The sequence below is a fragment of the Ruegeria sp. H9 genome (assembly GCF_056532915.1).
In genome coordinates this window covers 1,208,374-1,231,672 of the sequence record NZ_JBQFNX010000001.1, presented here as the reverse complement: position 1 = coordinate 1,231,672, position 23,299 = coordinate 1,208,374, and the positions used below count along the sequence as shown (strand labels likewise).

The window sequence follows — 23,299 nt, the reverse complement described above, 5'->3', positions numbered from 1 at the left end:
AACATTCAGACCCTGTCAATATCTCGCCTACTAACACCTAAAAAACTGCCATTCTAAGACATTCTCTCGAAACATGTTGACTGAGCTAGGTTTTCACAACAAAACAAATGGGCTTCAATTTGAAGGCGCTTTGAGTAAAATGAACCTAAAGCAACTCTCTGAGATCCTCGGCCTTTCACAAACAACCGTCAGCCGCGCGCTGAACGGTTACCCGGAGGTCAGCGAAGGGACGCGCATCCGAGTTCAGGCTGCTGCGAACAAGCATGGTTACCGCCCCAACAGCCGCGCCAAGGGGCTGGCGACAGGGCGGTCTATGGTCATCGGCCATGTGATTCCCACCTCGTCCCGGCACGAAATGGTCAATCCGATTTTCGGTGATTTTGTGGCAGGCGCAGCCAAAACCTATGCGGCGAACAATTATGACATGATGTTCACGCACGCGCCGGACACATCAATTGAAGAATCCTATCGCAGCCTGTTCAATCGAGGCGTCGTAGACGGCGTGGTCCTGCAAGGCCCCAAGGTACGAGAGCCGCGCATCTCGGTATTATCGCGCCTCGGCGTGCCCTTCATTGTTCATGGCCGGTCGACCTACGCCAAAGAGCCCTATGATTGGATCGATGTGAACAACCAGCGTTCTTTCGAACGCGCTACTCGGTTTTTGATCGATCTGGGCCATCGGCGCATCGCCTTGATCAACGGGCTCGAGGAAATGGATTTCGCGCGTCGGCGGAGGAACGGCTATCTGGCGGCGCTCAAAGAAACCGGGATCTCGCCTGATCCAAACCTGCTGCGCAGCGCTGAGATGACCGAGATTTATGGGCATCAGACAGCCTGCGACATGCTGAAGCTCGACGACCCGCCAACAGCAATTTTGGCCTCTTCGATTATCTCTGCGGTTGGAGTCCGGCGCGCACTGGAAGAAAGCGGCCTGAAAATGGGGCGCGATATCTCGGTGATCGCTCATGATGACGAGTTGTCCTACATGCGCAATGGTATGGATGTTCCAATTTTCACCGCAACGCGCTCGTCGGTCAGACACGCGGGCGAGGTGGCTGCCGAAATGCTGATCGAGCGGATCAACGCTCCGGATGACCCACCCAAAACGCGCTTGCTGGAGGCTGAACTTGTCGTCGGCAGCTCGACGGGGCCAGCCCCACAAAGGATGTGAGATGAAGTACAAACGCGCAGATTTCCCGCCAGATTTTCAGTTTGGCGTGGCGACGTCGGCCTATCAGATCGAGGGACACGCCAATGGGGGCGCAGGCAAGACCCATTGGGACAGTTTCGCCGCAACTCCAGGTAACGTCACCAATGCGGAAAACGGAGATTTGGCCTGCGATCACTATAACCGGTTCGAACAGGATCTGGATCTGATCCGGGGCGCAGGCTTCGACTGTTACCGTTTTTCAACCAGTTGGGCGCGCGTGCTGCCCGAAGGACGCGGACCGATCAATCAGCAAGGCTTGGATTTCTATGATCGCCTGACCGATGCGCTGCTTGAACGCAGCATCAAACCTTGCGCAACGCTGTATCACTGGGAACTCCCGTCACCGCTCGCCGATCTGGGCGGTTGGCGAAACCGGGATATCGCGAATTGGTTTGCAGACTTCACCGAGATCATCATGGGCCGCATCGGCGATCGGATGTTCAGCGTCGCACCTGTCAACGAGCCTTGGTGTGTAAGCTGGCTGAGCCATTTCGAAGGCCAACATGCCCCCGGCTTGCGCGACATCCGGGCGACCGCGCGCGCGATGCACCACGTGCTGCTGGCCCATGGTCGCGCAATCGAAGCCATGCGTGGATTGGGCATGTCGAACCTTGGCGCAGTGTTCAACCTTGAATGGGCGGAACCTGCTGACGACAGCGATGAGGCACAGACTGCGGCGGCGCTTTACGACGGGATTTACAACCGCTTTTTCCTGGGCGGCGCATTTAAGAAATCCTACCCTCAGAATGTTCTGGAAGGATTGGAGCCGCATCTGCCGGACAAGTGGCAGGATGATTTCGACACAATCGCGTCGCCGGTCGATTGGTGTGGGCTCAATTACTATACGCGCAAGTTGATAACGCGCGCAGATACGCCTTGGCCTTCCTTGACCGACGTCCCTGGCCCCTTGCTAAAAACGCAAATGGGGTGGGAAATTGATCCGGTAGCCCTGTCCCGTTTCCTGATCCGGACCGCGCAAGAGTATACTGGGGACCTGCCTATCTACGTGACCGAAAATGGCATGGCGAGCGCAGAACGTCAAAACGACGCTGACAGAATTGACTACTTGAACCAGCATCTTGCCGAAGTGTGTAACGCCCTGGACCACGGCGTTCCGATCAAGGGATATTTCATCTGGTCCCTTCTCGACAATTACGAGTGGGCGCTGGGATATGAAAAACGGTTCGGGCTGGTCGATGTAGATTTTGAGACGCTGGAAAGAAGGCCAAAGGATTCCTACCGCGCGTTGCAGGCCGCATTGGTCCGGGATCAGTCTGGTTGACCGTCAAGCTTTGCTACTGCGGGCACACGCCGGTTCAGTTTGGCACCTTCAAATGTGGCGTTTGGCGTTCCACCGTAAGGTTCTGTGTGGCCGAGGATGACGTCAGCTCAACAAACAAGCGCTCGGCGCGCGCAAACCGTTCGAAATAGGTGAACTGAATTGAATTCACTAACGACGGCTCCTGACACTGCACCAGATAATCGGCCTGAAATTCGGTGTGATGCACGGCATTATCGCTGACTTGCCCCTCATCCTGAACGAAGACATCACCAACAAGCGCGACATTGGCCGTTGTAGTCACACACCCCGCTTCAGGCGGCACCTCAAAGATCTCAAGCGGTTTAGAAAGGTCCGAGATTGCGACGGCAACATCCGCCCTCTCATCTTCGTTCTCGGCAGTGTGTTCGAACCCAACAATATCTACGCCTGGCACTTCAAGCGTCAGGCTAAATCCGGTTTCAACGAATGAAATTGCCATATGACCCGCGCCATGAGTATGCGCTTCGATGGCGGTCTCTGCCTGCGCCATCAGCGCGGCTGGTATTAGCGCAAGAACAACGGCCGCGCGTTTCATTCTGTTCACCATTAACCAAACAAACCGTAGGGCATTTTAATACAATTGCGCCTCAGCGCAATGTTCGCCGGGTGCATCGGGCTCCCCAGATATGGTTAGTCAGAAATAGGAATAATACCCGACAATAAAACTCAGGTTGACATTGCCGACTATTTCACTAAGAAATTGCCCCGTCCAGCCCCGCTGTGCCTGCCGGGGTCCGAATCCCGCTAAGAAAGAAAAGTGTTCCACATGACCAGATTGTTCAACGCGGCCAGTGCCCTGACCTTGTGTATCGCAAGTACAGCTGTCGCCGAGGCCCCGTCCAAAGCCGATGTTCTGACCACATATTCCAACATCGCCGAAGCCAAATATGACGACAGTCTGATTGCAGCAAAGAATCTGCAAGCTGCCGTCAACGCCCTGATTGCTAGCCCATCCGATGCCACTCTGAACACCGCACGTGCCGCATGGGTCGCCGCGCGCGTGCCGTATCAGCAGACCGAGGTTTATCGCTTTGGAAACGCCATCGTCGACGATTGGGAAGGCAAGGTGAACGCATGGCCTCTGGACGAGGGCATGATAGACTATGTGGATTCCTCCTACGGCGGCCCCAGCGATGAGAACGAGTTTGCCGCGCTGAACGTCATCGCCAACCCCAGCTTTGATCTGTCTGGCGAGACCATCGACGCCAGCGAAATTACCCCTGCCCTGCTGTCGGATACGCTGCATGAGGCTGACGGGATCGAGGCGAACGTCGCCACCGGCTATCACGCCATCGAATTCCTGCTGTGGGGTCAGGACCTGAACGGCCACGGCACGGGCGCAGGAAGTCGTCCTTATACCGATTATCTAGTTGGTGACGGCTGTACAGGTGGCAACTGCGATCGCCGCGCCCAGTATCTGAAAGCGGCAACCGATCTGCTGATTAGTGATCTGGAATGGATGACTGCCCAGTGGGCCGAAGATGGTGACGCACGTGCCGCTCTTGCCGCAAATGAAACTGCTGGCGTTAGTGCGATCCTAACCGGCATGGGTTCGCTGTCCTACGGCGAGCAGGCGGGTGAGCGTATGCGCCTCGGCCTGATGTTGAACGACCCCGAGGAAGAGCAGGACTGCTTCTCGGACAACACCCACAACAGCCATTACTATGACGGCCTGGGCATCCAGAATGTGTATTTGGGCAGCTATACCCGCATCGATGGCACGCCTGTTTCGGGTGCATCCCTATCGGATCTGGTGACCGCAGCTGATCCGACGCTTGATACAGAGATGAAAGCCAAGCTGGCCAACACCATGCTGGCGCTAGGCCGTATCAAATCAACCGCCGAAGCGGGTTTTGCGTATGACCAGATGCTGGAACGCGGCAATGAAGGTGGCGAAGCGCTGATTATGGGTGGCGTCAATGGACTGGTCGATCAAACCAAGACCATCGAACGCATCGTGACCGTGCTGGAGCTTGACCAGATCGATTTCGAAGGCTCGGACAGCTTGGATAACCCTGACGCGGTATTCCAATAGGCATCATGGCCGGGCGCATTTTTAGTGCTCTCGGCCTTTCTCAACATCGAGTGTGGCGTCTTGGCACTGGACGCGCCCTCAATAACCTACTATTTCACTAGGAAATAGCATACCCCGACTGAGTCGCCATGATCGTTTGCCATTGCACCAACATCTCTGACCACGATATCCGAGCGGCGATCGATTGGATGCGCACGGCAGACCCACAGACCATCATCACTCCCGGCAAGATCTATCATGCCCTCGGCAAGTCAGCGGATTGCGGCGGATGTATGCCGCTTTTCCTAGACACAATGCGCGCAGACGATAATCTTAAAGTCCCCATGCAGCTTCGGTCATTACGATCCGAAGTATCACAGGAGAAAGCACATGAAGGGCGATCCCAAGGTCATAGAATACCTCAACAAATCACTGCGGCATGAACTGACGGCGGTCAGCCAGTACTGGCTACATTACCGCCTGCAAGAGGATTGGGGGCTTGGCCATATGGCCAAGAAAAGCCGTGAGGAATCCATTGAGGAGATGGGCCATGCAGACAAGCTGATCGAGCGGATCATCTTTCTGGAGGGCCACCCCAACCTGCAGAAACTTGACCCACTCCGCATCGGGCAGACCCCGAAAGAAACACTGGAATGCGATCTAGCCGCCGAACAAGACGCGCGGGCGCTTTATGTCGAAGCGCGGGAATACTGCCGCGAGGCCGGCGACTATGTGTCCATGGGCCTGTTCGAAGAATTAATCAGCGACGAAGAAGGACATATCGACTTCCTCGAAACGCAGCTCGACCTTTATGAAAGGATTGGCGAAGCCAATTATGCGCAACTTAACGCATCCAAGATGGACGAAGGCGAGTAAGCTTGCCCTTGCATCGGTGGCCGCACTCACGGCCACCTCTTCCCAAGCCACCGAGCTGCGGGACTCTCATCTAAATTTCCTTCCAAGAACTGCCGAAGAACGCGCCCGGATCGACGCTGTCACAGCTACGCCGGATGACTTCAGTGTGCCGCAGCGGTTCGAAGAACTGTCCGCTGGTGCTGCGACCGTGCGGGCGCGCACTGATGCGGACGCGTTTTCTCAGCCCTCCGCCAATTTAAGCTTCGAACAGGAGCTGGACTTCAAAGTCGGCAACGGGTTGTTCAAAAAGATCTGGGTCTCGTCTCCGTCGTCCACTCTGGCTTCGGACGGTTTGGGTCCGCTATACAACGCCCGCTCGTGTCAGCGCTGTCACATCAAGGACGGGCGCGGTCATACGCCTTACGGCCCGGATGACAATGCCGTCTCGATGTTCCTGAGAGTTTCGGTTCCCGGCAAGCCAGAGGGCGCGCCTGCCGAGATCGAAGACTATATCGCCACCCTGCCTGATCCGAGTTATGGCACTCAACTGCAGGATTTCGCTCTGGCAGGCCATCCCGCAGAATATCGGCTGGACATCACGTATGAGGAAGTCCCCGTCTCGCTGTCCGACGGCGAAACGGCCTCGCTCCGCCGCCCCAGCTATAAGGCCGCCGATTTAGGCTATGGCCCGCTGCACCCGGACGCGATGCTTAGCCCTCGAGTTGCGCCGCAGATGATCGGACTGGGGTTGCTGGAATCAATTCCGGTTGAGGACTTGCTGGCCAAAGCCGATCCTGATGACGAAGATGGCGATGGTATCTCGGGCCGTCCGAACATCGTATGGTCGACGGAATTCGGCGAACCAATGATAGGCCGCTTTGGTCACAAGGCCGGGATGCCCACGGTGATGGAGCAATCGGCGGCGGCCTTCGCAGGTGATATCGGCATATCAAGTCCGCTTTACCCCGCGCCGTACGGCGATTGCACCGAATTGCAGGCCAACTGCATTGATGCACCGCACGGAGACAATGATGCGCGGGGATTCGAGATTGACGCAATTGGCATGGACCTCGTCGCCTTCTACAGCCGCAATCTCGGTGTTCCGGCGCGCCGAGACACCGATGACCCTGAAGTGCTGCGCGGGAAAGAAGTGTTTCTTGCCTCGGGCTGCGCATCCTGCCACACGCCTGCTTATGTCACCCACAGGATGCCCGATAGGCCCGAACAGAGCTTCCAGCTTATCTGGCCCTATACCGACCTGCTGTTGCACGACATGGGCGAGGGTCTGGCCGATCACCGCCCCGAGGCCCGCGCAACGGGCCGCGAATGGCGCACGCCGCCTTTGTGGGGCATCGGCCTGACCCAGCGCGTCTCGGGCCACACCCAACTCCTGCACGATGGTCGCGCGCGATCCCTGCTTGAAGCCATCCTTTGGCATGGTGGCGAGGCGCAGGCCGCCCGTGACACGGTTGTTTCAATGCCAAAAGCCGACCGCGACGCCCTGATCCGCTTTCTTGGGAGCCTCTGACCCATGCGTAGCCTTACTTTCGCCGCCGCCCTGCTGGTGCCCTTGGGCGCCTTTGCACAGGATCGTGCTCCGATTTTGATGGATGTGACCGAAACGCATATTCTGCCACGCTTTGCAGAGCTAGCTGATGCAACCGGAGCTTTGTCGACCACAGCCCAAACAGATTGCGAACCGGAGTCAGACGACCTGCGCGCTGATTACGCCACGGCATTCGATAGCTGGATTTCGGCCAGCCATTTACGTTTTGGGCCGTCCGAGGCTGACGATCGCGCTTTTGCACTGGCTTTCTGGCCAGATACCAAAGGATTCACACCCAAAACCCTGTCCCGACACATCGCCAGTGAAGACACTGCCGTCGACGACCCCGATGCCTTTGCCGAAACCTCAATCGCCGGGCGCGGCTTTTTTGCATTGGAACGAATGCTCTTTGATCCAGCGATGACAGAACAAGGAAGCGCCGACTATCGTTGCGCGCTTATCCGCGCCATCACCACTGATATCAACCGAAATGCCGTCGCGATCAACGCGGACTGGCAAAGCTACGCACCACGACTGACGCAGCCGGGGGACAACAGCCCCTATCGCTCGGGCGATGAGGCGATGCAGGAGCTGTTCAAGGCGCTTACAACGGGGCTAGAGTTCACAGCCGACACACGCATTGGACGCCCTTTAGGAACGTTCGAGCGTCCGCGCCCGAACCGTGCTGAAGCGCGGCGGTCCAAGCGGTCGTTGCATCATGTCACGCTGTCTCTGATCGCCCTGCGTGACTTGGCCGCCCGTCTGTCCTTTGACCACCCCGAGATTGCTGCAGATCTGGATGCCGGTTTCGCGCGGGCCATCGACCGGGCTCAATCACTGGACGACCCCGCCCTCGCCGGTGTTGCGACACCGCAAGGTCGCGTCCGCATCGAAGCGCTGCAGCAATCGATCAACGACATTCGCGAGATCGCCGCGACCGAGCTTGGCCCGACGCTCGGCATCAGCGCCGGATTCAACTCACTGGATGGGGATTGACCATTGACGAACCGCCGCGAATTTCTTGCAGGCCTTGGTGCCGCCAGTCTTGCTTCGGTGCCGGGCTGGGCGTCCGTCGGCGCGCCCCGCTATCTGGCCGCTGCCTTATTCCCAGATGGTAGCTACCGCCTGTCCGGCCTGGATAACTCGGGCGCAGTTTTGTTCGCCATACCGCTACCCGCGCGCGGGCACGCCGCCGCGGCCCATCCGTTCAAAGCCCAAGCGGTCGCCGTTGCCCGCCGCCCCGGGACCTTTGCAATTGCAATTGATTGTACAGATGGTTCTGTCCTAAAGCGGCTGGAGGCACCCAATGGCCACCACTTCTACGGGCATGGTGCATTCTCGGCTGATGGAACACAGTTTTTCACAACCGAAAACGACTATGAGGCCGCAGAAGGTGTGGTTGGCGTCTGGGACGCGATCAGCTTCGCACGGCTGGGAGAGTTCTCGTCAGGTGGGATAGGCCCCCACGACATGCGCTTGCTGCCCGGTGGCGACATACTGGTCATCGCCAATGGCGGCATCGAGACACACCCCGACAGCGGTCGGACCAAGCTAAATCTGCCAACGATGCAGCCCAACCTGAGCTATCTCGACATTTCGGGTTCGATATTGGAGCAAGTAGAGCTACCCCGCGCGCTGCACAAAAGCTCGATCCGCCATCTTGCGGTGCGTGACGATGGTCTAGTGGGTTTTGCAATGCAATGGCAAGGCAGCCAGACCAAGTACCCTGCCCTTCTGGGGCTTCACCGAAGGGGCGAAAAGCCTCGCCTTTTGTCAGCGCCCGAAACGCAGCAAAGAGAGTTGCAATGGTATGCTGGCAGCATTGCCTTTTCCACCGATGGCCAATCGGTTGCGATCACCTGTCCGCGAGGCGATGCATTGCACCGTTTCGACGTAAATAGCGGAGCATTCATCGAAGCTTTAGTGTTCGAAGATGTTTGTGGTTTAGGCGCCGGTAAGGCTGGGTTGGCGTTTACCACCGGAACCGGTGCATTTGGCACTCTGACGACCACCGGCGCCGAAATCACCGCGCGGTCGGATTGCCAGTGGGACAACCACCTGATCCCGATCCGTACATACGGCTAGAATTCGGCAGCGAACCCTCTCACAGTTTACACTTGGACGAATCAAACCGCTGCCGTATTGGCAGGCGCTAAACCAGCACACCCAAGTTAAGGACTGATCTGATTGAAACAGACGCCCGACGCACCGCATTCCATCTACGGGGTTGAGAAATGGGGCCATGGCCTCATTGAGGTGACAGAATGGGGCGAGATAGCTCTGCGCAATCCGATGGCCCCCGAAGCCGAGCCAATCAGCCTGCCGGGTATCCTCAGCGATCTGGACGACCGGGGGATCAAAGCCCCGATGGTCTTGCGTGTTGCGTCTTATCTAGAGCATGAAATCGCGCACCTGAACGAGAGCTTTGCCGAGGCAATCGCGCGCGTAAACTATAAGGGCCACTATCGCGGTGTTTTTCCGATCAAGGTGAACCAACAGGCGCAGGTGGTCGACCGGATCGTCGAGTTCGGCAAGAAATACAATTATGGCCTTGAAGCAGGATCAAAACCCGAACTGGTGGTGGCCCTGGCCCATCGCCTGGCCCCCGAAGCGCTGATCGTCTGCAATGGCGTCAAGGATGCTGAATTCATCCAATTGGCGATCCTGTCTCGCAAGATCGGGTTCAACACCGTCATCGTGCTGGAAAGTCCAAAAGAGGCCAATACCGTCATCGAGGTCTATAACCAACTGGGGATCGAGCCCCTAATAGGCGTTCGGGTCAAATTGACCAATCAGATCAGCGGCAAATGGGAAGAAAGTTCCGGCGACCGTTCCGCCTTTGGAATGAACACCGACCAGCTTGTTGCCACCGTGGACAAGCTGAAAGCGGCGGGATTGCTGCACTGCCTCAAGCTGCAACATTCGCATCTGGGTTCACAGGTGCAAGACGTTAACGATGTGCGCCGCGCTGTTGGCGAGGCATGCCGGTATTACACCGAACTCTCGCGTGAAGGTGTACCACTCAGCTATCTGGATCTCGGCGGCGGCATGGGGGTGGATTACACGGGCGAAAAAAAGGCCGCGGAAAACTCGATCAACTACACGGTCGAGGAATATTGCGCCAACGTAGTCGAAACCGTGGCTTACGCCATGGACGAGGCTGAAATCGACCACCCCACACTGATCACCGAAAGCGGCCGTGCGGTGGTTGCGACGTCGTCCATGCTGGTCTTCAACGTGTTGGAAAGCACACTCTACGACGCCCCGGACGGACCAATGGCCGAGCCCGATGACCACCACATGGTTTCGGACCTCGCCGCAGTACACGGCTATCTCAGCAAGGATCGGCTGCAGGAATGCTGGAACGACGCAACCTTCTATCGCAATGAATTGCGCGCGCTTTTCAGACGCGGGTATGTCGACCTGCGCCAGATGGCCCGGGCCGAGCGCATCTACCTGTCCCTTATGGCCCGTCTCAAGGCCTTAGCGGCAAGTGATGATCTGGACACGGAAGTGGATGACCAGCTTGAGAAGGTCGCAGACATCTACCATTGCAACTTCTCGCTGTTCCAATCCCTCCCCGATGTCTGGGCCATCGACCAATTACACCCGATCGTGCCGCTGCAAAGCTTGAATGAAACACCAGACCGCCGCGCGGTCCTGTCCGACATCACCTGCGATAGCGACGGAAAGATCGACCGATTCATTTTGGCCGACGGCGTGTCCCCCAGCCTGCCAGTGCATTCGCTGCCCGAAGAAGGCGAGTATTTCATGGGCGTCTTCTTCGTTGGCGCCTATCAGGAAACACTTGGCGACCTGCACAATCTGTTCGGCGACACCAATGTCGTCACCATCGACCTGCGCACCGACGGTGGCTTCGACTTGCTGCATGAACAAGAGGGCGACACAATTTCTCAAGTCTTGTCTTATGTGGAATTCGACCCGCAAGACTGTGTCGCCGCGTTCCGCAAAATGGTGGACGAGGCGATTTCGACCGGTACTCTGCAAGCCAAGGACCGAAAAACCCTGATGAGCGCCTATCGCGACTCGATCAACGGCTACACCTATTACGAATAACCCCTTGAGAGGAGACTATCCCATGGGCAAAACACTGGTTGTCGGCGCGGGCGGCGTGTCGCACGCAGCCGTGCACAAAATGGCGATGAATTCGGACATCTTTACCGAGATCACGCTGGCCAGCCGCACGAAATCGAAATGCGACGCCATCGCAGCGGCCGTTAAGGACCGCGTCGGTGTGGACATCGCGACTGCCGAGTTGGACGCCTACAAGGTTGAAGACACAGTCAAACTGATCAAAGAAACGGGTGCAGAAATCCTCGTAAACCTGGCCCTGCCGTATCAGGATCTGGTTCTGATGGACGCGTGTCTTGAGGCCGGCATCCACTATCTCGACACCGCGAACTATGAGCCCGAGGACGAGGCCAAGTTCGAATACCACTGGCAATGGGCCTATCAAGAACGGTTCAAAGAGGCTGGTTTGACTGCCATCCTCGGCTCGGGCTTCGATCCGGGTGTTACATCCGTCTTCGCCAAATGGCTGAAGAAGCACAAGTTGGATACGATCCGTCAGATCGATGTGTTGGACGCGAATGGCGGCAGCAACGATCAAGAATTCGCCACCAACTTCAACCCGGAAATCAACCTGCGCGAAGTGCTGGCCGAGGTGCGCCATTGGGAAAACGGCGCATGGCAGCACAGCCCGGCGATGACCCACAAGGTCGAGTTCGACTTCCCCGCCATCGGCCCCAAGAACATGTACCTGATGTATCACGAGGAACTGGAGTCGCTCAGCACCCATTTCCCCGAGATTGAGCGCGCCCGCTTCTGGATGACCTTCGGTGACGCCTACATCACCCACGCCAAGGTGCTGGAAAACGTCGGTATGACTCGCATTGACCCGGTGATGCATGACGGCAAGGAAATCATCCCGATTCAGTTCCTGAAAACCCTGCTGCCCGATCCCGGCGATCTGGGCGCGGAGACCAAGGGCAAAGCCTGCATCGGTGACATCGCCACAGGTCAGGCCAAGGACGGCTCGGGCGAAAAGACCTATTATATCTACAACATCTGCGATCACGAGGAATGCTACCGTGAGGTCGGCAGCCAAGCCGTCAGCTACACCACCGGCGTCCCCGCCATGATCGGTGCGGCGCAGGTGCTTAAAGGCAATTGGCGCGAACCGGGCGTGTGGAACATGGAGCAACTCGACCCTGACAACTTCATGGACATGCTGAACGAACATGGTTTGCCATGGCAGGTCCACGAACTCGACGGCCCGGTTAACTTCTAAATCCTCGCCCGGCGGCAACGCCGGGCAGCGCCCGACCGTCCCCATGGGCGGGCGCTTCGCACCCACCCGCGGTCAGGCACTGCCCTCCGCACTGTCCGGAGATAACCTCTTGTCCGACATGATGACTACACAAGCCGGAGATGCAGGAGCTTTCCGCAGGTTTGATCTAAACCGCATACCTACCCCCTGCTTCGTGGTCGATGAAAAAGCTGTCGAACGAAATCTGAACATCCTTGCCGATATCGGCACCCGCTCCGGCGCTCACATTCTCAGCGCCCTCAAGGCGTTTTCGATGTTCTCGCTGGCCCCGCTTGTACGCCAATACCTTGGCGGCACCTGCGCTAGCGGCATCTACGAGGCCCGGCTGGGCCGCGAAGAATATGGCGGCGAGGTCGCCACTTTCTGCGCCGGATACAAAGAAAGCGACATCGACGAAATCCTGTCATTGTCTGACCACATCATCTTCAACTCACCCGCGCAAAAGGACCGCTTTCTGGCAAAAGCCCAAGCCGCCGGCGTACAGGTCGGTCTGCGCATCAATCCAGAACATTCCGAAGGCGAAATCCCTAAATACGACCCTTGCGCGCCCTGCTCGCGTCTGGGCACGCCTGTCAGCCAATTGACCGCCGAGACTATGAGTGGCGTGGACGGGCTGCACATGCACACGCTCTGCGAACAGGGGTTCGAGCCGTTGCAGCGGACTTGGGACGCGGTTGAGCCAAAACTCAAACCGTACCTTGGCCAACTCAAATGGCTGAACTTCGGCGGCGGGCATCATATCACCCGTGATGACTATGACCGCGACGGGCTGGTCGCCTTCATCAAATCCATCCGTGAGACACACGGTATCGACGTCTATCTGGAACCCGGTGAGGCGGTGGCCCTGGATGCGGGCATTCTGGTTGGCGAAATCCTCGACTTGCCGACCAACGGCATGACCCTTGCGATCACCGATATCTCGGCCACCTGCCATATGCCGGACGTCATCGAAGCCCCCTATCGCCCCGCCCTCATGGATGAGGCCGAGGCAGGCCATACCTATCGCCTTGGCGGCCCGTCCTGTCTGGCGGGCGACGTGATCGGTGACTACACTTGGGACAAGCCACTGGAAATAGGCCAACGCTTTGCCTTCCTCGATCAGGCGCATTACTCGATGGTCAAAACCAACACCTTCAACGGAGTTCCGCTGCCGACTATAGCGCTGTGGAACAGCGAAACGGACGAACTGAAAATCATCAAACAATTTGGCTATGACGACTTTAAAGGCCGCCTCTCATGAGTATTTTCCTCGACAGTGAACTGTCCGCATCCGAGCGCACCGAGGACGCGCGGTTCCGTGTGATCCCGGTGCCGCTGGAACGCACTGTATCTTACGGGGCGGGCACCGCCAAAGGCCCGGACGCAATTATCGAAGCCAGTAATGAACTGGAACGCATCACTGGCCACGCCGAGCCCTGCGTCGAGGGGATCTTCACCGAAGAACCCGTTGACTGCGATGCAGCGTTGTCAGAGATAATGGAACGCCTAGCCCAACGCACGGAAGCGGCCGTTCGCGCCGGCAAAATCCCGGTGACGCTAGGTGGAGAGCATTCACTTAGCTACGGCGCAGTGTTGGGTGTTGCCCGCGCTCTAAACCAACCGATTGGTATCGTGCAAATCGACGCCCATGCTGATCTGCGCAACGCTTATCAGGGCGAGAAACACTCTCACGCCTCAGTCATGCATCTTCTTGCCGAAGAAGGTATCCGTCTGGCGCAATTCGGCGTTCGCGCCTTTTCGACCGAAGAGGCCCAAAGCCGCCTGAAAAATCACGTGTTTCATGTAGACGCCGAAGAACTGGTTACCGGCAACATCCACTCGGTTGATCTGCCCAAGGATTTTCCCGAACTGGTGTACGTCAGCTTTGACGTTGATGGGCTGGACCCGGCAATCATGCCCGCCACTGGAACACCCGTCCCAGGCGGGCTGGGATATTATCAAGCCCTGCGCCTGGTGGAACACGCCCTGAAGGGCCGAAAATGTGTGGGTTTCGACGTCGTCGAACTGGCCCCGAACGGCAATGCCGCCTGGGATTTTACCGCCGCCCAGATCGTCTATCGCCTGATGGCCGCCTGTTAACCCTCGGCGGTCTCATTCAGTTCCATGTGCCCTTCGCCCTTGTTCAGAACGCGGCGTAGCATGGGTTCGAAGAACTCCAGCGGTTTGGTCGGATAATCCGGGTCGAACGCCTTCTGATCATATTCATGACAAAAATAGCGGCAGTCCTCCCAATACGGACTGTCGCGATATTTGTCGCGGGCATTCCGATCACCACCTAGATGATGATTGTAGTAGTAGCCCTGAAACACGCAGTGGTGCTTGAGAATCCAGTGTGTCTTCTCACTGACATAGGGCTTCATCATCGCGGCGGACAGTTCCCCGTGATTATAAGGCGACAAGATATCGCCGGTGTCATGGATCAGGGCAGCCACAACCAACTCTTCATCAGCGCCGTCCTCATACGCTCGTGTCGCGGCCTGTAGGCTGTGCTGATAGCGATTCACCGGATACGGCGTCCATTCTTCGTCCAGTGAACGAATGGCGTCCAGTATGCGATCCGGCAAAGCAGCGTTGTAGCTCTCTTCATACTCCATGACCGCATCCCAGTCGGCCTTGGTCGCCTCTTCAAAACTGGTCCAGGTGGGTTTGTGGCTCTTGTCCAGCATCGCGCGAATCCTTTGGCTACGTTCGTCAAATCACTTTAAAGCGGCAGATATAGGCAAAAAAGTGAATTGATTTTATCAATACGATCAAAAAATACTTTCAATATGCAAACCAAATCTCTGGAAACATTTTTAAGCGTAGCCGAAACCGGTGGGTTTCACTCAGCGGCCCGTAAGTTGAATGTAACCCAAACCGCAGTCAGCGCCCGGATCAGGGCCCTGGAAGACGCAACAGGCAAACCGCTGTTCTCGCGCGGGGCAGGCGGAACGGTATTGACCGAGTACGGTCGCCAATTCAAACCCTATGCTGAACAGATGCTGTCGCTGTGGTCGTTCGCAGCCAACGACCTGCCTGAACAGATTCAAAATCGGTTGGCACTGCGTCTGGGTGCCCAGTTGAGCGTGTGGGATCCGTTACTGGTGGACCTTGCTGTTCGCTTTGAACAACGGTTTGGACAATTGCTTTTAACCCTGAATTACGACCATGATTTGGATATGGTCGACGCCGTTGCGACCCACGTACTTGACGCCGCGCTGACCCATGAAAAACCTGCGGACCGGCGCGTGGTATTCCACGAACTTGCGCCCGAACGGCTGTCTTTGGTTCAAAGCAGGAAGGATGCGAACACCGACGCTGAACGGGTATTTGTCAACATAGAACTGGGCAAAACCTACCGGGATCATGTCCGTTCCACAGCGCGTCTCGCGACAGGGCAAACTATCTTTCTGGGTAATTGCTTGATGGCTTTACGCTATCTCCTACAGCGTGGCGGGTATGGGTATTTCCCGGACTATGTCATCACTCAGCATCTGAACTCAGGCGAGCTGTTGCGCGAGAAAGATGCGCGCGACTTAATGCTACCGCTGTATTTGGTGGTCCGTTCGGACAGTCAAGAAGTTGAAAACATCCTGCAGTGCCTGGAGGAACTTCGCCGCTGACTTCAGACCGGTGACGGCTTTGGTGCTCCGTTTCGAACCCTTTTTCGCAGCAAGGGTCGCCCCGCGGCCAGTAAAAACAGAACCGACACAAGCACGCCCATAACGGCGGGAAGATACAGCAAGCCCCAAAGTCTGGGATCATTGATGACGAACGGGGATACGAATCCCCGAACTCCCTCAAGCAGGACCAGAATGGTAAAGGCACCCAGGATCTGAGGCCAAAGCCCAAAGCGCGAAAAGCTACCCAGCATCAGGGTCGAATATCCGACCAATGCGACCGCAATACATATCGCAATCCACGAGAACCTCTGGTGCAGCTCATCCACCAGATGGCCGATGCTGTGATCATCTTTCACTGAGACCGCTTCGCGATCCCAGATCAACTCGACCGTCGGGATGGCTTCAAGGCTGCGATGGCCCATACTCGAATTCTGGGTCAGTTCGGAAATGTCGTAAGAGGCGTCTTCGAACAACGTGGATGACAGCGTGTTACCAGCCTGATCATACCGCAGCGCAATCCCATCCAGCATAACCAGATGAATGCCCGAAGCCTGATTGACCAGATAGGCCGTAGCACTGGAATAACTGACCGGGTTAATCCCATCGCGACGGTCCGAGACGAAGACTTCGCGCAGCGTTCCGTCCAAATCGATGTCGCCGATATAGACGGTTACACCTTCTGCTGGATGCAAGAATTCGCCCTCATTCAACAGCTGTGCGGTGACATCTCCGGCAACTTCATCCTGTCTTAATTCCAGTTGATCAACCGATGCAGGTCGCAAAAAGACGCTGATGACAGCCATCATCAGTCCCGCACTGAGCCCGAACACCAAGACCGCGCGCGCCAGTCGCCACGGGCTGGAGCCTGTTGCCAGCATCACCGTCATCTCGCTTTCGCGGCTCAAACGGTTGGTGGCGTAAACAGCGGCCGCAAACACAGCCATGGGCATGACCGTCCGGATCAGCGTCGGCAAGGTCAACGCCGTGAACTCCAGGAACACCATCGCCGATTGGCCGCCGCTGATGACCCGATCAAAAAGGCTGACTGAACGCGTGATCCAGAACACCCCGACAAGCACAAGGGTGAAAAAGCCAAACAGCACCAGCAATTGCCGCAGGAAATACCCATCAAAACGCGACATGCGACCTCTTGTTTCTTGGCGGTTGGCGTTGCGGCGGACTTTAGGTGATTCAACGCGCCGAGGAAACCTCGATTAAGCCTGATCAGCGGCGGGGATCACGATGCGATGATACCAAAGCCAGCGCAGAATGCGCGACGCCGTGTGTGTGGCCAAAACCTCTGACCAGCTCTTGATGATGTTCAAAGTGGTTGTCGGGGCGCCCAGCCGCTCTAACAACGGTCCCAGCATTGCGCCCTCCAGATTTGCAACTGGCCTTGGAAGATTCGGGTGCCCTATGACAAGGCCGGGTTCGATATGCGAAGTGGTTTGCACGCCGGAAGTGATGAGCTTAGCCTGAGGTGACAGGATCAGGGGCTGATCATCACGCAACGCCTCCCTGTTTGGATCGAACGCTGGGGACTTTACCCAATCCAACGGCTTTGCGCGCTCAGCCCAGAAGTGCGAAGGATCGACAGCATGCTGCCGTGCATAGAAATCGGCTGCAAGCGCTGCATGGGTCTGCACACGCTCGAATTGCCGATCCGCATAAAAAGACAAGGCCAGATCACTATGTTCGGGGGTTGTCAGAAGCGTGTTCACCACAGCTGCGGCCTGCACCGCCTGCCCCATCGCCAATTGCACCCCCTGCGACGACAACGCGTCGACCGCGAAGCTGGCCTCTCCGACCCGCAGAAGGTCGCGCGTTGGTGGTGTTGTCTCGGCCTGGCTGGTCGCATCCGCCCGCCGCACAGGCCCGATACGGCGCTGTTCCAGACAGGGCGCTAGTAGTGTCGAACGGGCCAGAAGATTCAGATAGAGATCGCGTCGATCTGCGGGTGGCAGCCCAATGCAGGCGTCGGGATCGACAAAAACCATTGCGTTGACCACTCCTCCCGGTAACAACGCGCCCCAATACCAATGTCCTTGTCCCGCCTCGACCCGGGCTTGCGGGCCAAAGCCCGGCGGCACGTGCCAATAAGCATAAAGCGCCAACAAAGGTTGGGATGCAGGGAGAAACCTGCGGCCCAGCCCGGCTTGCCGTCCCGCTGCGTCCAGCAGGATTTGTGCCTGGATCCGAAAGGCGCCCGTGTCGGTCCGAACGGGAATCTCCCAACCAGACTGCTGGCGCACCGGGCGGTATGCGCGCGCAGGTTGGACGACCTGCGCCCCTGCCGCTTGTGCTGCACGTAACAGCACCGCATCAAACTGGCCCCGGTCAACCAAAAGTCCGGGGTGATCACCGTCGACGCCGCGACGTTCGAACGCTCCGGCCCAATGCAAAAGCGATCCGCTTGCACGCAGAAAACCGGTTTGGGAAACGGTTTCGTCGACCCCCAACAGGTTCAGGATCGGCCAGATAGATGGCGGCAATGACTCGCCGACATGCTGGCGCGGGAACGTTTGCCGCTCGATCAGGCAGACACGCCGACCTAGCTGAGCCAACCTCAGCGCGGCAGAACTACCTGCCGGGCCGCCTCCGATCACGCAGATTTCGGTCTCAATCTCCATCCGTTCAGGCAGAGGCCACCCGTGCGGACACGCCAAAATAATCCGGACGTGCTTCGGACAAGCGGACATAGGCCTGAAGGCAATAGTGCAACCAACCTCGAATGTAGTCGCAAGCGGGGCGTCCGCGATGGATGACTTCGTGATGACACCCGCCGCCGCACAGATACCGCGCCCAGCAGGTGCCGCACGGGGATTGTGTGTGCACGTGCCGATCCGCCAACCAGTTCTCGCGCCGTAGGTCGGGGCCATCATAGACGTTGCCCATGGCTCCGGCTTCGTCTTCAACAAAGCGATGGCAAGCGAACAGGCCGCCATCAGCAGACACGCCAAAATACCCGCCCCCTGCCCCGCAGGCATAGGGCCGGTGGGTGCCTCGGTGGATCTCCTGCATCGCCGCTGCCATATTCGAGAAAGGGTAGCGCCGCCCTTCGATTACCGCCGCCTCGAAAACTTCGCCGCAACGGATCATCTGCGATAGCATCTCGTCCAAATCACTCCGGTTCAGTTCATGCTGACCGTTGGGCGAGGCCAGCATGGGCGAGAATCCAATCGAATGAAATCCCATTCCCACAAACCGATCCAGCGTCTCTGGCAGGTTCATATTCTGCGGCGTAACCGTTACCCGGGCACCAACCTGCATACGGTGTTGAGCTGCCAGCAAAGGCTCGACCCGTTTCAGGATCGTATCAAAACTACCCCGACCGCCACGATTTGGGCGCAGCTTGTCATGGACCTCGCCCACGCCATCCAGACTGATGGTGACAGCAAATCCATGCGTTTCGAAAAACGCCGCATCCTCGGGGCGTAGCAGGGTCCCGTTGGATGTGATCGAAAACCCGACGCTCAACCCGTTGGCATGCGCCTGATCGACAGCATATTCCGTAGTGCGTTGCACCAGATCACGGTTGATCAGAGGTTCTCCACCCAAATAGGCAAGGTTGATCCGCACACCGGGTTCGGCTTCGGCCACCAGCCGATCAACCGAAGCCTTGGCGACTTCCCATTCCATATTCCGCGCGGGTCCGCCAAATTCTCCCCCTGCAGCATAGCAATAAGTGCAAGCCAGATTGCATTTCTGCGCCACTGCCAGTGACAGCGACCTCACGGGCATACTCTGAGGCGGCGTGTCATCGATGAAAGGTGTTCCATCCAATCCCATGGACCTGAGGAAAGCGCTCTGACTTCTCTTGTCCATCGTTGCGAATTGGTCCGCCGTCCCCTCAGGCACATCAAACACGCGCGATCCATCAACGGCCAGCATGTGATCTCCATGCCCTGTGTCAAAGAAATGCACCTGCGCGGCGGGTGGGATCACGCCTTACCCTCCGTCCAGAACGGGATGCCAATCCCCTTGGCGGCCAGCGCTTCGCCCTCGACGCGGAACAGCTTCATGTCATCGCGCACCTGCTGGATGTAGGCCTGGGAGTCTTCAAATTTGCCATCCGCTTCAAGCGTATAGGCGTTGGCTAACCCATCCTTGACCTTCGCGTAGAGTTCCAGCGCCGTCCTGGCCTCCTCTTCAGTGCCAACCTCAATCTGACGCAAATAGGCAGGCGTGCCCTCTCCCGTATCGTATTTGGCCAAAACGTCCTTCATTTGACTGAAGCGCAGGAAGTGCTCGTCCCCGTCGGTGTCGATCCGTACCGCCAGCGCATAAAGGCGGCGTTCCGGGAACAAATCCTCCTGCTCCAAAGTCGCCACACATTGTGCATAAGCGCGGTCGATAAAGCCTCCGGGGCGCTCGATCTCGATGAAATCCGCAAGCGCTTCGGCCGTCAGTGGCCTCAGTGCGCGCGGCTGCGTCTTACCCTTGCCCGCCGGCAAGGTTTCGGACGGGGTCAAGATGGGTTCATACCCCTCGGGCTCAAGCTCCCACAGCAGTTGGTTCGCCCAGCGCATATGGGTCATCTCGCCAATCGCGACCTCCAGCACCGAACGCCGGGCAAATATCAGATCGTCTTTCAGCGTCGGCCATTTTTGGGTATCCGCCGTTTCGGGATCAGCCAGAGAGAAATAGGCGTAAAGATATTGCAGGCTCAGCGTCATCTCCATCGCGGCCAGACGCGTCTTGAGGTCCTCGATCATCGCCTGCGGCGTGTCATAGGGCTCCACGCCTGGCATTTCGGGATCAACTTCATAAACCTCGCCCGTTTCGCGGCCTTCAACGACGATAGGCAATTCGCTCCACATCTGATTTACCTGATAATGGTCAATCTGGTAGGGGCGGTTTTGTTCGACCGTATTCAGCGCCGCGACGTTACCGGAGGGAGACTTGTCCGAGCGCAGCCAATCCAGATAGGTCTCGGCCTCGATCGGGTTCTTTGACTGACCCGAGGGTAACTGATCGTCATGCGCCACCTCAGCCATCACTACGTCGGGGTGGTTCGAAGGCCAGTAGTGGCAGCCGCAGTCGCGGAAGTCATGGGACCACGGATTGCACAGGCTTTGCGTCAATTCTCCGGGATCATAGGCTTCGCTGAAGACACCCGCCTCGGTCCGGTACTGGCGGCGAAAACCGTGCAGGACGACCTGCTCGGTATCCACGATGCCTTCATGATTGCGCCGTTCCAGCGCAATGCTGACCGGTTTGTCATCACCATGTTCCAGACTGCGGATGAACCGCCAAATCATCAGCCCGTCATAGGGTGTGCCGTCTTCCTCCTTGAAAGTGATGCGCTTACCGCTCTGCTCGACCCATGACAGGAACCAGCGACCTTGGCTGAGCTTTGCGCCGATGTCACCGCTGTAGGCCTCCAACAGCGTCTGCACCCACTCCTCGGGGCTGTTGTCAGGCAGCATCGGATCATAGAAATAGTCCACAAAAACCAGATGGAAGCCCTGTGAATTCTTCGGCGCCTCGGGCACGGGGTTCAGCGGCACCCGCGCGGCGTTGAACACCAGACCGGGGAAAAAGCGGCGGTCCAGGTTGCGCACATCCATTTCCAGACCGGGAAAGCAATTCCCCACCGATCCGTCCAGTCGCGTGTTGTCGGGGTTGCCCGGTACCTTATAGGCCGCGCGGGCGGTCAGGTTGCGGGGTTTAACGCGGATTTGGCCGGGCTGATCAGACATTCTGAGCCTCCGTTTCCTGTGCAACCAGATAGTCGATGAACGAGATCACCAGATGGTACTGCCTGCGCGACAGCGACAGCGGGTAATAGTTGGAATCGCGCATATAGGGCGGCATCCGCGCGTCGTGCATCGAGTCGCGGATAATCCGAGGATCGCGAAAATCCGGGTTCGGATTTTGATCAGGGTTCGGGTCGGTTTCAAGCTCGGTCAGGATACCATATGGTGGACGCAGCAGTGTTTTAACGAAATCCGGGCGACGGCGTAGGAAATCCAGCAGGTTGGCCTCGTCAATCAACTGCTCATGCACGAACTTCGTCGCCACTGTATAGGGCAGCCGATCATTCGGCACGGAGTTCGAAAAGACCGAGATCGGTTGCGGGCGGATCAGTTCGTCGATCTTGTCCGGCGGCCTTGCATCCTCCTCCGTCATGGATTTCGCATCGGTTGACGGCAGGCCCGGCGTCGGGGAAATCCCGGTTTTCGCCTGTAATTTGGCATTGTCCTTCAAACCTTGCGCGCGGATATCGTCGAGGTTGATCAGGCTGTTGGTCTCGAAGGCACGGCGGAAAATATCAACCACCTCATCCTTAGCTTGCGTGTAGTTTTCTTCAGTTACCGAGATTAGCGACAGATCACGATCGGCCAGATCATCCTCAAGGCTATAGAACGGACGCGCATCAGGTGCAAAATCGGGTGGTCCGGTCATGATCGTGGCGCGTGCGGTTAGGCGTTCGCCACGCACGGCCAGCGTCGCCTCGATCACGCCATCGCTGGTGTCATCGGCCACTCCCCAGGATTGGTCATTGCCCACACGGGCACCGTCGTAACTATCATGCGGCTCAGGGTCGTCCGAGGTGCCGGACATCATGATCCATTTCGACCAAGGGGTGTCGGGGTTCAGGATGCGGTTCTGTTCGGGCACGATTTCGTGGATGCGACCATATTCCGATTTCGGCGGGTCGTTCTGATAGCCCGGTACGGCCAGCGTCGCCGGACCGTATGCAGCATCAGGCGGGCCATAAACCTCGCCTTTCGGAGGCATAAAGCGCAGGCGCAGGATACTGCGGTCGATGAACTCCCCTTCGACTGGTTCATCATGACCCTGCACAGGATGCATCACACGGATCGAACCTAGCGGGATCGGGTTATGCTCATAGACCATCGGCTGTTGTTCGGACGTATACGGGCTGAAGGCCAGCAGGGGTTTCGGGGCGAAATCCTGACCCGCAATCTCGACCCGTGCACGAAACCCGCAAGCCGCGTCGCCAGTCCGGCGCTCGGCCTTGGTGTTCCCGACGGTGACCGAATAGCGCACGTTTTGCAGCGACAGGCCCTGATCGTCGAGCAGATCGAGCGTCACCGGTGTCTCATATTCCTCGCCCGTTTCGGCATCATGCATCCGCGCCCACAGCTCAAAGAACGGGGCAACCGGGCGCAACGCGCCGCCTTCGTCGCGAAAGCGGATCGTGTCGGGATCGGGAAGATAGGCGGTGACACTGCCATCTTCGATCTCGCGCAGGGTTATGTTCGAGCGGATGACCGTTTTGTTGTTGCCATGGGCATCCATGTCCTGCTGCCACTCATAGCTTTCCAGCGGTGTCTCGCCCGGTCCCAGGCGAGCAACCGCCATGGGTGGCAGAAAGAAAATCTCTTGGATCGTGTCCATACTGGGCCCTCCCCCGTTTGGCCTTGGCAGCCC

General features: G+C 57.7%; 20 protein-coding genes. 13 read left to right on the top strand and 7 right to left on the bottom strand.

The annotated features are described in order from the left end of the window. The first annotated feature begins 139 nt into the window (after positions 1–139). Together ACR0CZ_RS05875 and ACR0CZ_RS05870 are read left to right on the top strand one after the other, a co-directional pair. On the top strand, positions 140–1,171 hold the full coding sequence (locus ACR0CZ_RS05875) for a substrate-binding domain-containing protein (protein WP_170392561.1): 1,032 nt from the start codon (positions 140–142) through the stop codon (positions 1,169–1,171). Between the two features lies 1 nt (position 1,172). Further along, on the top strand, positions 1,173–2,492 hold the full coding sequence (locus ACR0CZ_RS05870; protein WP_170392562.1) for a GH1 family beta-glucosidase: 1,320 nt from the start codon (positions 1,173–1,175) through the stop codon (positions 2,490–2,492). Positions 2,493–2,526: 34 nt separating this feature from the next. On the opposite strand, the gene ACR0CZ_RS05865 is transcribed toward ACR0CZ_RS05870, so the two are convergent. Beyond that, the gene (locus ACR0CZ_RS05865; protein WP_170392563.1) at positions 2,527–3,066 is read right to left on the bottom strand and encodes a ZrgA family zinc uptake protein; all 540 of its coding nucleotides are present in this window, start codon (positions 3,064–3,066) and stop codon (positions 2,527–2,529) included. Positions 3,067–3,297: 231 nt separating this feature from the next. Here ACR0CZ_RS05865 and ACR0CZ_RS05860 point away from each other — a divergent pair, with 231 nt between their 5' ends. From ACR0CZ_RS05860 to speB, 10 genes are all read left to right on the top strand, one after another. Continuing rightward, positions 3,298–4,566 carry an imelysin family protein gene (locus tag ACR0CZ_RS05860; RefSeq protein ID WP_170392564.1) on the top strand — a complete coding sequence of 423 codons (1,269 nt, stop codon included), beginning with the start codon at positions 3,298–3,300 and terminating at the stop codon, positions 4,564–4,566. Positions 4,567–4,694: 128 nt separating this feature from the next. After that, on the top strand, positions 4,695–4,988 hold the full coding sequence (locus tag ACR0CZ_RS05855) for a (2Fe-2S)-binding protein (RefSeq protein ID WP_170392565.1): 294 nt from the start codon (positions 4,695–4,697) through the stop codon (positions 4,986–4,988). Next, positions 4,936–5,421 carry a bacterioferritin gene (gene bfr / locus ACR0CZ_RS05850; RefSeq protein ID WP_170392566.1) on the top strand — a complete coding sequence of 162 codons (486 nt, stop codon included), beginning with the start codon at positions 4,936–4,938 and terminating at the stop codon, positions 5,419–5,421. Before ACR0CZ_RS05855 ends, bfr begins: the two co-directional genes overlap by 53 nt. Before the next feature lie 16 nt (positions 5,422–5,437). Next, positions 5,438–6,928, top strand: coding sequence for a di-heme oxidoreductase family protein (locus ACR0CZ_RS05845; protein ID WP_480537025.1), 1,491 nt, complete (start codon positions 5,438–5,440; stop codon positions 6,926–6,928). Between the two features lie 3 nt (positions 6,929–6,931). Continuing rightward, positions 6,932–7,942 carry an imelysin family protein gene (locus tag ACR0CZ_RS05840; RefSeq protein ID WP_170392568.1) on the top strand — a complete coding sequence of 337 codons (1,011 nt, stop codon included), beginning with the start codon at positions 6,932–6,934 and terminating at the stop codon, positions 7,940–7,942. A gap of 3 nt (positions 7,943–7,945) precedes the next feature. Then, on the top strand, positions 7,946–9,031 hold the full coding sequence (locus ACR0CZ_RS05835; protein WP_170392569.1) for a DUF1513 domain-containing protein: 1,086 nt from the start codon (positions 7,946–7,948) through the stop codon (positions 9,029–9,031). A gap of 102 nt (positions 9,032–9,133) precedes the next feature. Beyond that, positions 9,134–11,023, top strand: coding sequence for a biosynthetic arginine decarboxylase (speA, locus tag ACR0CZ_RS05830; RefSeq protein ID WP_170392570.1), 1,890 nt, complete (start codon positions 9,134–9,136; stop codon positions 11,021–11,023). A gap of 22 nt (positions 11,024–11,045) precedes the next feature. Further along, positions 11,046–12,257 (top strand): saccharopine dehydrogenase family protein, encoded by a 1,212-nt coding sequence (locus ACR0CZ_RS05825; protein ID WP_170392571.1) that lies wholly within the window; start codon positions 11,046–11,048, stop codon positions 12,255–12,257. A gap of 109 nt (positions 12,258–12,366) precedes the next feature. Continuing rightward, positions 12,367–13,536: a carboxynorspermidine decarboxylase gene (gene nspC / locus ACR0CZ_RS05820; RefSeq protein WP_170392929.1), complete on the top strand. Its 1,170-nt coding sequence runs from the start codon at positions 12,367–12,369 to the stop codon at positions 13,534–13,536. Beyond that, positions 13,533–14,375 (top strand): agmatinase, encoded by an 843-nt coding sequence (gene speB / locus ACR0CZ_RS05815; RefSeq protein ID WP_170392572.1) that lies wholly within the window; start codon positions 13,533–13,535, stop codon positions 14,373–14,375. The genes nspC and speB overlap by 4 nt, the downstream gene beginning before the upstream one ends. Here the strand turns inward: speB and ACR0CZ_RS05810 are convergent. Next, entirely contained in the window at positions 14,372–14,962 is a 591-nt protein-coding gene (locus tag ACR0CZ_RS05810; protein ID WP_170392573.1) for an HD domain-containing protein, read from the bottom strand. The genes speB and ACR0CZ_RS05810 overlap by 4 nt on opposite strands. Positions 14,963–15,064: 102 nt before the next feature. Here ACR0CZ_RS05810 and ACR0CZ_RS05805 point away from each other — a divergent pair, with 102 nt between their 5' ends. Beyond that, a complete protein-coding gene (locus ACR0CZ_RS05805) occupies positions 15,065–15,898 on the top strand; it encodes a LysR family transcriptional regulator (protein ID WP_170392574.1) in 834 nt (277 codons plus the stop codon). Between the two features lie 2 nt (positions 15,899–15,900). On the opposite strand, the gene lptF is transcribed toward ACR0CZ_RS05805, so the two are convergent. From lptF to ACR0CZ_RS05780, 5 genes are all read right to left on the bottom strand, one after another. Then, positions 15,901–17,040, bottom strand: a complete 1,140-nt coding sequence (lptF, locus tag ACR0CZ_RS05800; RefSeq protein ID WP_170392575.1) for an LPS export ABC transporter permease LptF — start codon at positions 17,038–17,040, stop codon at positions 15,901–15,903. A 72-nt stretch (positions 17,041–17,112) separates the two neighbouring features. Continuing rightward, a complete protein-coding gene (qhpG, locus tag ACR0CZ_RS05795; protein ID WP_170392576.1) occupies positions 17,113–18,528 on the bottom strand; it encodes a flavin-dependent monooxygenase QhpG in 1,416 nt (471 codons plus the stop codon). Positions 18,529–18,532: 4 nt separating this feature from the next. Then, complete coding sequence (locus tag ACR0CZ_RS05790; RefSeq protein ID WP_170392577.1) at positions 18,533–19,843, bottom strand: radical SAM/SPASM domain-containing protein; 1,311 nt, start codon at positions 19,841–19,843, stop codon at positions 18,533–18,535. Continuing rightward, on the bottom strand, positions 19,840–21,600 hold the full coding sequence (locus ACR0CZ_RS05785; protein WP_170392578.1) for a ferritin-like domain-containing protein: 1,761 nt from the start codon (positions 21,598–21,600) through the stop codon (positions 19,840–19,842). The genes ACR0CZ_RS05790 and ACR0CZ_RS05785 overlap by 4 nt, the downstream gene beginning before the upstream one ends. Then, positions 21,593–23,266 (bottom strand): hypothetical protein, encoded by a 1,674-nt coding sequence (locus ACR0CZ_RS05780; protein WP_170392579.1) that lies wholly within the window; start codon positions 23,264–23,266, stop codon positions 21,593–21,595. Before ACR0CZ_RS05780 ends, ACR0CZ_RS05785 begins: the two co-directional genes overlap by 8 nt. Positions 23,267–23,299: the final 33 nt, after the last annotated feature.

What these genes read in the sequence shown, in the direction of transcription:
- ACR0CZ_RS05870 (WP_170392562.1), top strand. Translation starts at nt 1,173, where the DNA reads ATGAAGTACAAACGCGCAGATTTCCCGCCAGATTTTCAGTTTGGCGTG.
- ACR0CZ_RS05855 (WP_170392565.1), top strand. Translation starts at nt 4,695, where the DNA reads ATGATCGTTTGCCATTGCACCAACATCTCTGACCACGATATCCGAGCG.
- ACR0CZ_RS05825 (WP_170392571.1), top strand. Translation starts at nt 11,046, where the DNA reads ATGGGCAAAACACTGGTTGTCGGCGCGGGCGGCGTGTCGCACGCAGCC.
- ACR0CZ_RS05865 (WP_170392563.1), bottom strand. Translation starts at nt 3,066, where the DNA reads ATGAAACGCGCGGCCGTTGTTCTTGCGCTAATACCAGCCGCGCTGATG.
- qhpG (WP_170392576.1), bottom strand. Translation starts at nt 18,528, where the DNA reads ATGGAGATTGAGACCGAAATCTGCGTGATCGGAGGCGGCCCGGCAGGT.
- bfr (WP_170392566.1), top strand. Translation starts at nt 4,936, where the DNA reads ATGAAGGGCGATCCCAAGGTCATAGAATACCTCAACAAATCACTGCGG.
- ACR0CZ_RS05805 (WP_170392574.1), top strand. Translation starts at nt 15,065, where the DNA reads ATGCAAACCAAATCTCTGGAAACATTTTTAAGCGTAGCCGAAACCGGT.
- ACR0CZ_RS05810 (WP_170392573.1), bottom strand. Translation starts at nt 14,962, where the DNA reads ATGCTGGACAAGAGCCACAAACCCACCTGGACCAGTTTTGAAGAGGCG.
- ACR0CZ_RS05875 (WP_170392561.1), top strand. Translation starts at nt 140, where the DNA reads ATGAACCTAAAGCAACTCTCTGAGATCCTCGGCCTTTCACAAACAACC.
- ACR0CZ_RS05860 (WP_170392564.1), top strand. Translation starts at nt 3,298, where the DNA reads ATGACCAGATTGTTCAACGCGGCCAGTGCCCTGACCTTGTGTATCGCA.
- lptF (WP_170392575.1), bottom strand. Translation starts at nt 17,040, where the DNA reads ATGTCGCGTTTTGATGGGTATTTCCTGCGGCAATTGCTGGTGCTGTTT.
- ACR0CZ_RS05840 (WP_170392568.1), top strand. Translation starts at nt 6,932, where the DNA reads ATGCGTAGCCTTACTTTCGCCGCCGCCCTGCTGGTGCCCTTGGGCGCC.
- ACR0CZ_RS05780 (WP_170392579.1), bottom strand. Translation starts at nt 23,266, where the DNA reads ATGGACACGATCCAAGAGATTTTCTTTCTGCCACCCATGGCGGTTGCT.
- ACR0CZ_RS05785 (WP_170392578.1), bottom strand. Translation starts at nt 21,600, where the DNA reads ATGTCTGATCAGCCCGGCCAAATCCGCGTTAAACCCCGCAACCTGACC.
- speB (WP_170392572.1), top strand. Translation starts at nt 13,533, where the DNA reads ATGAGTATTTTCCTCGACAGTGAACTGTCCGCATCCGAGCGCACCGAG.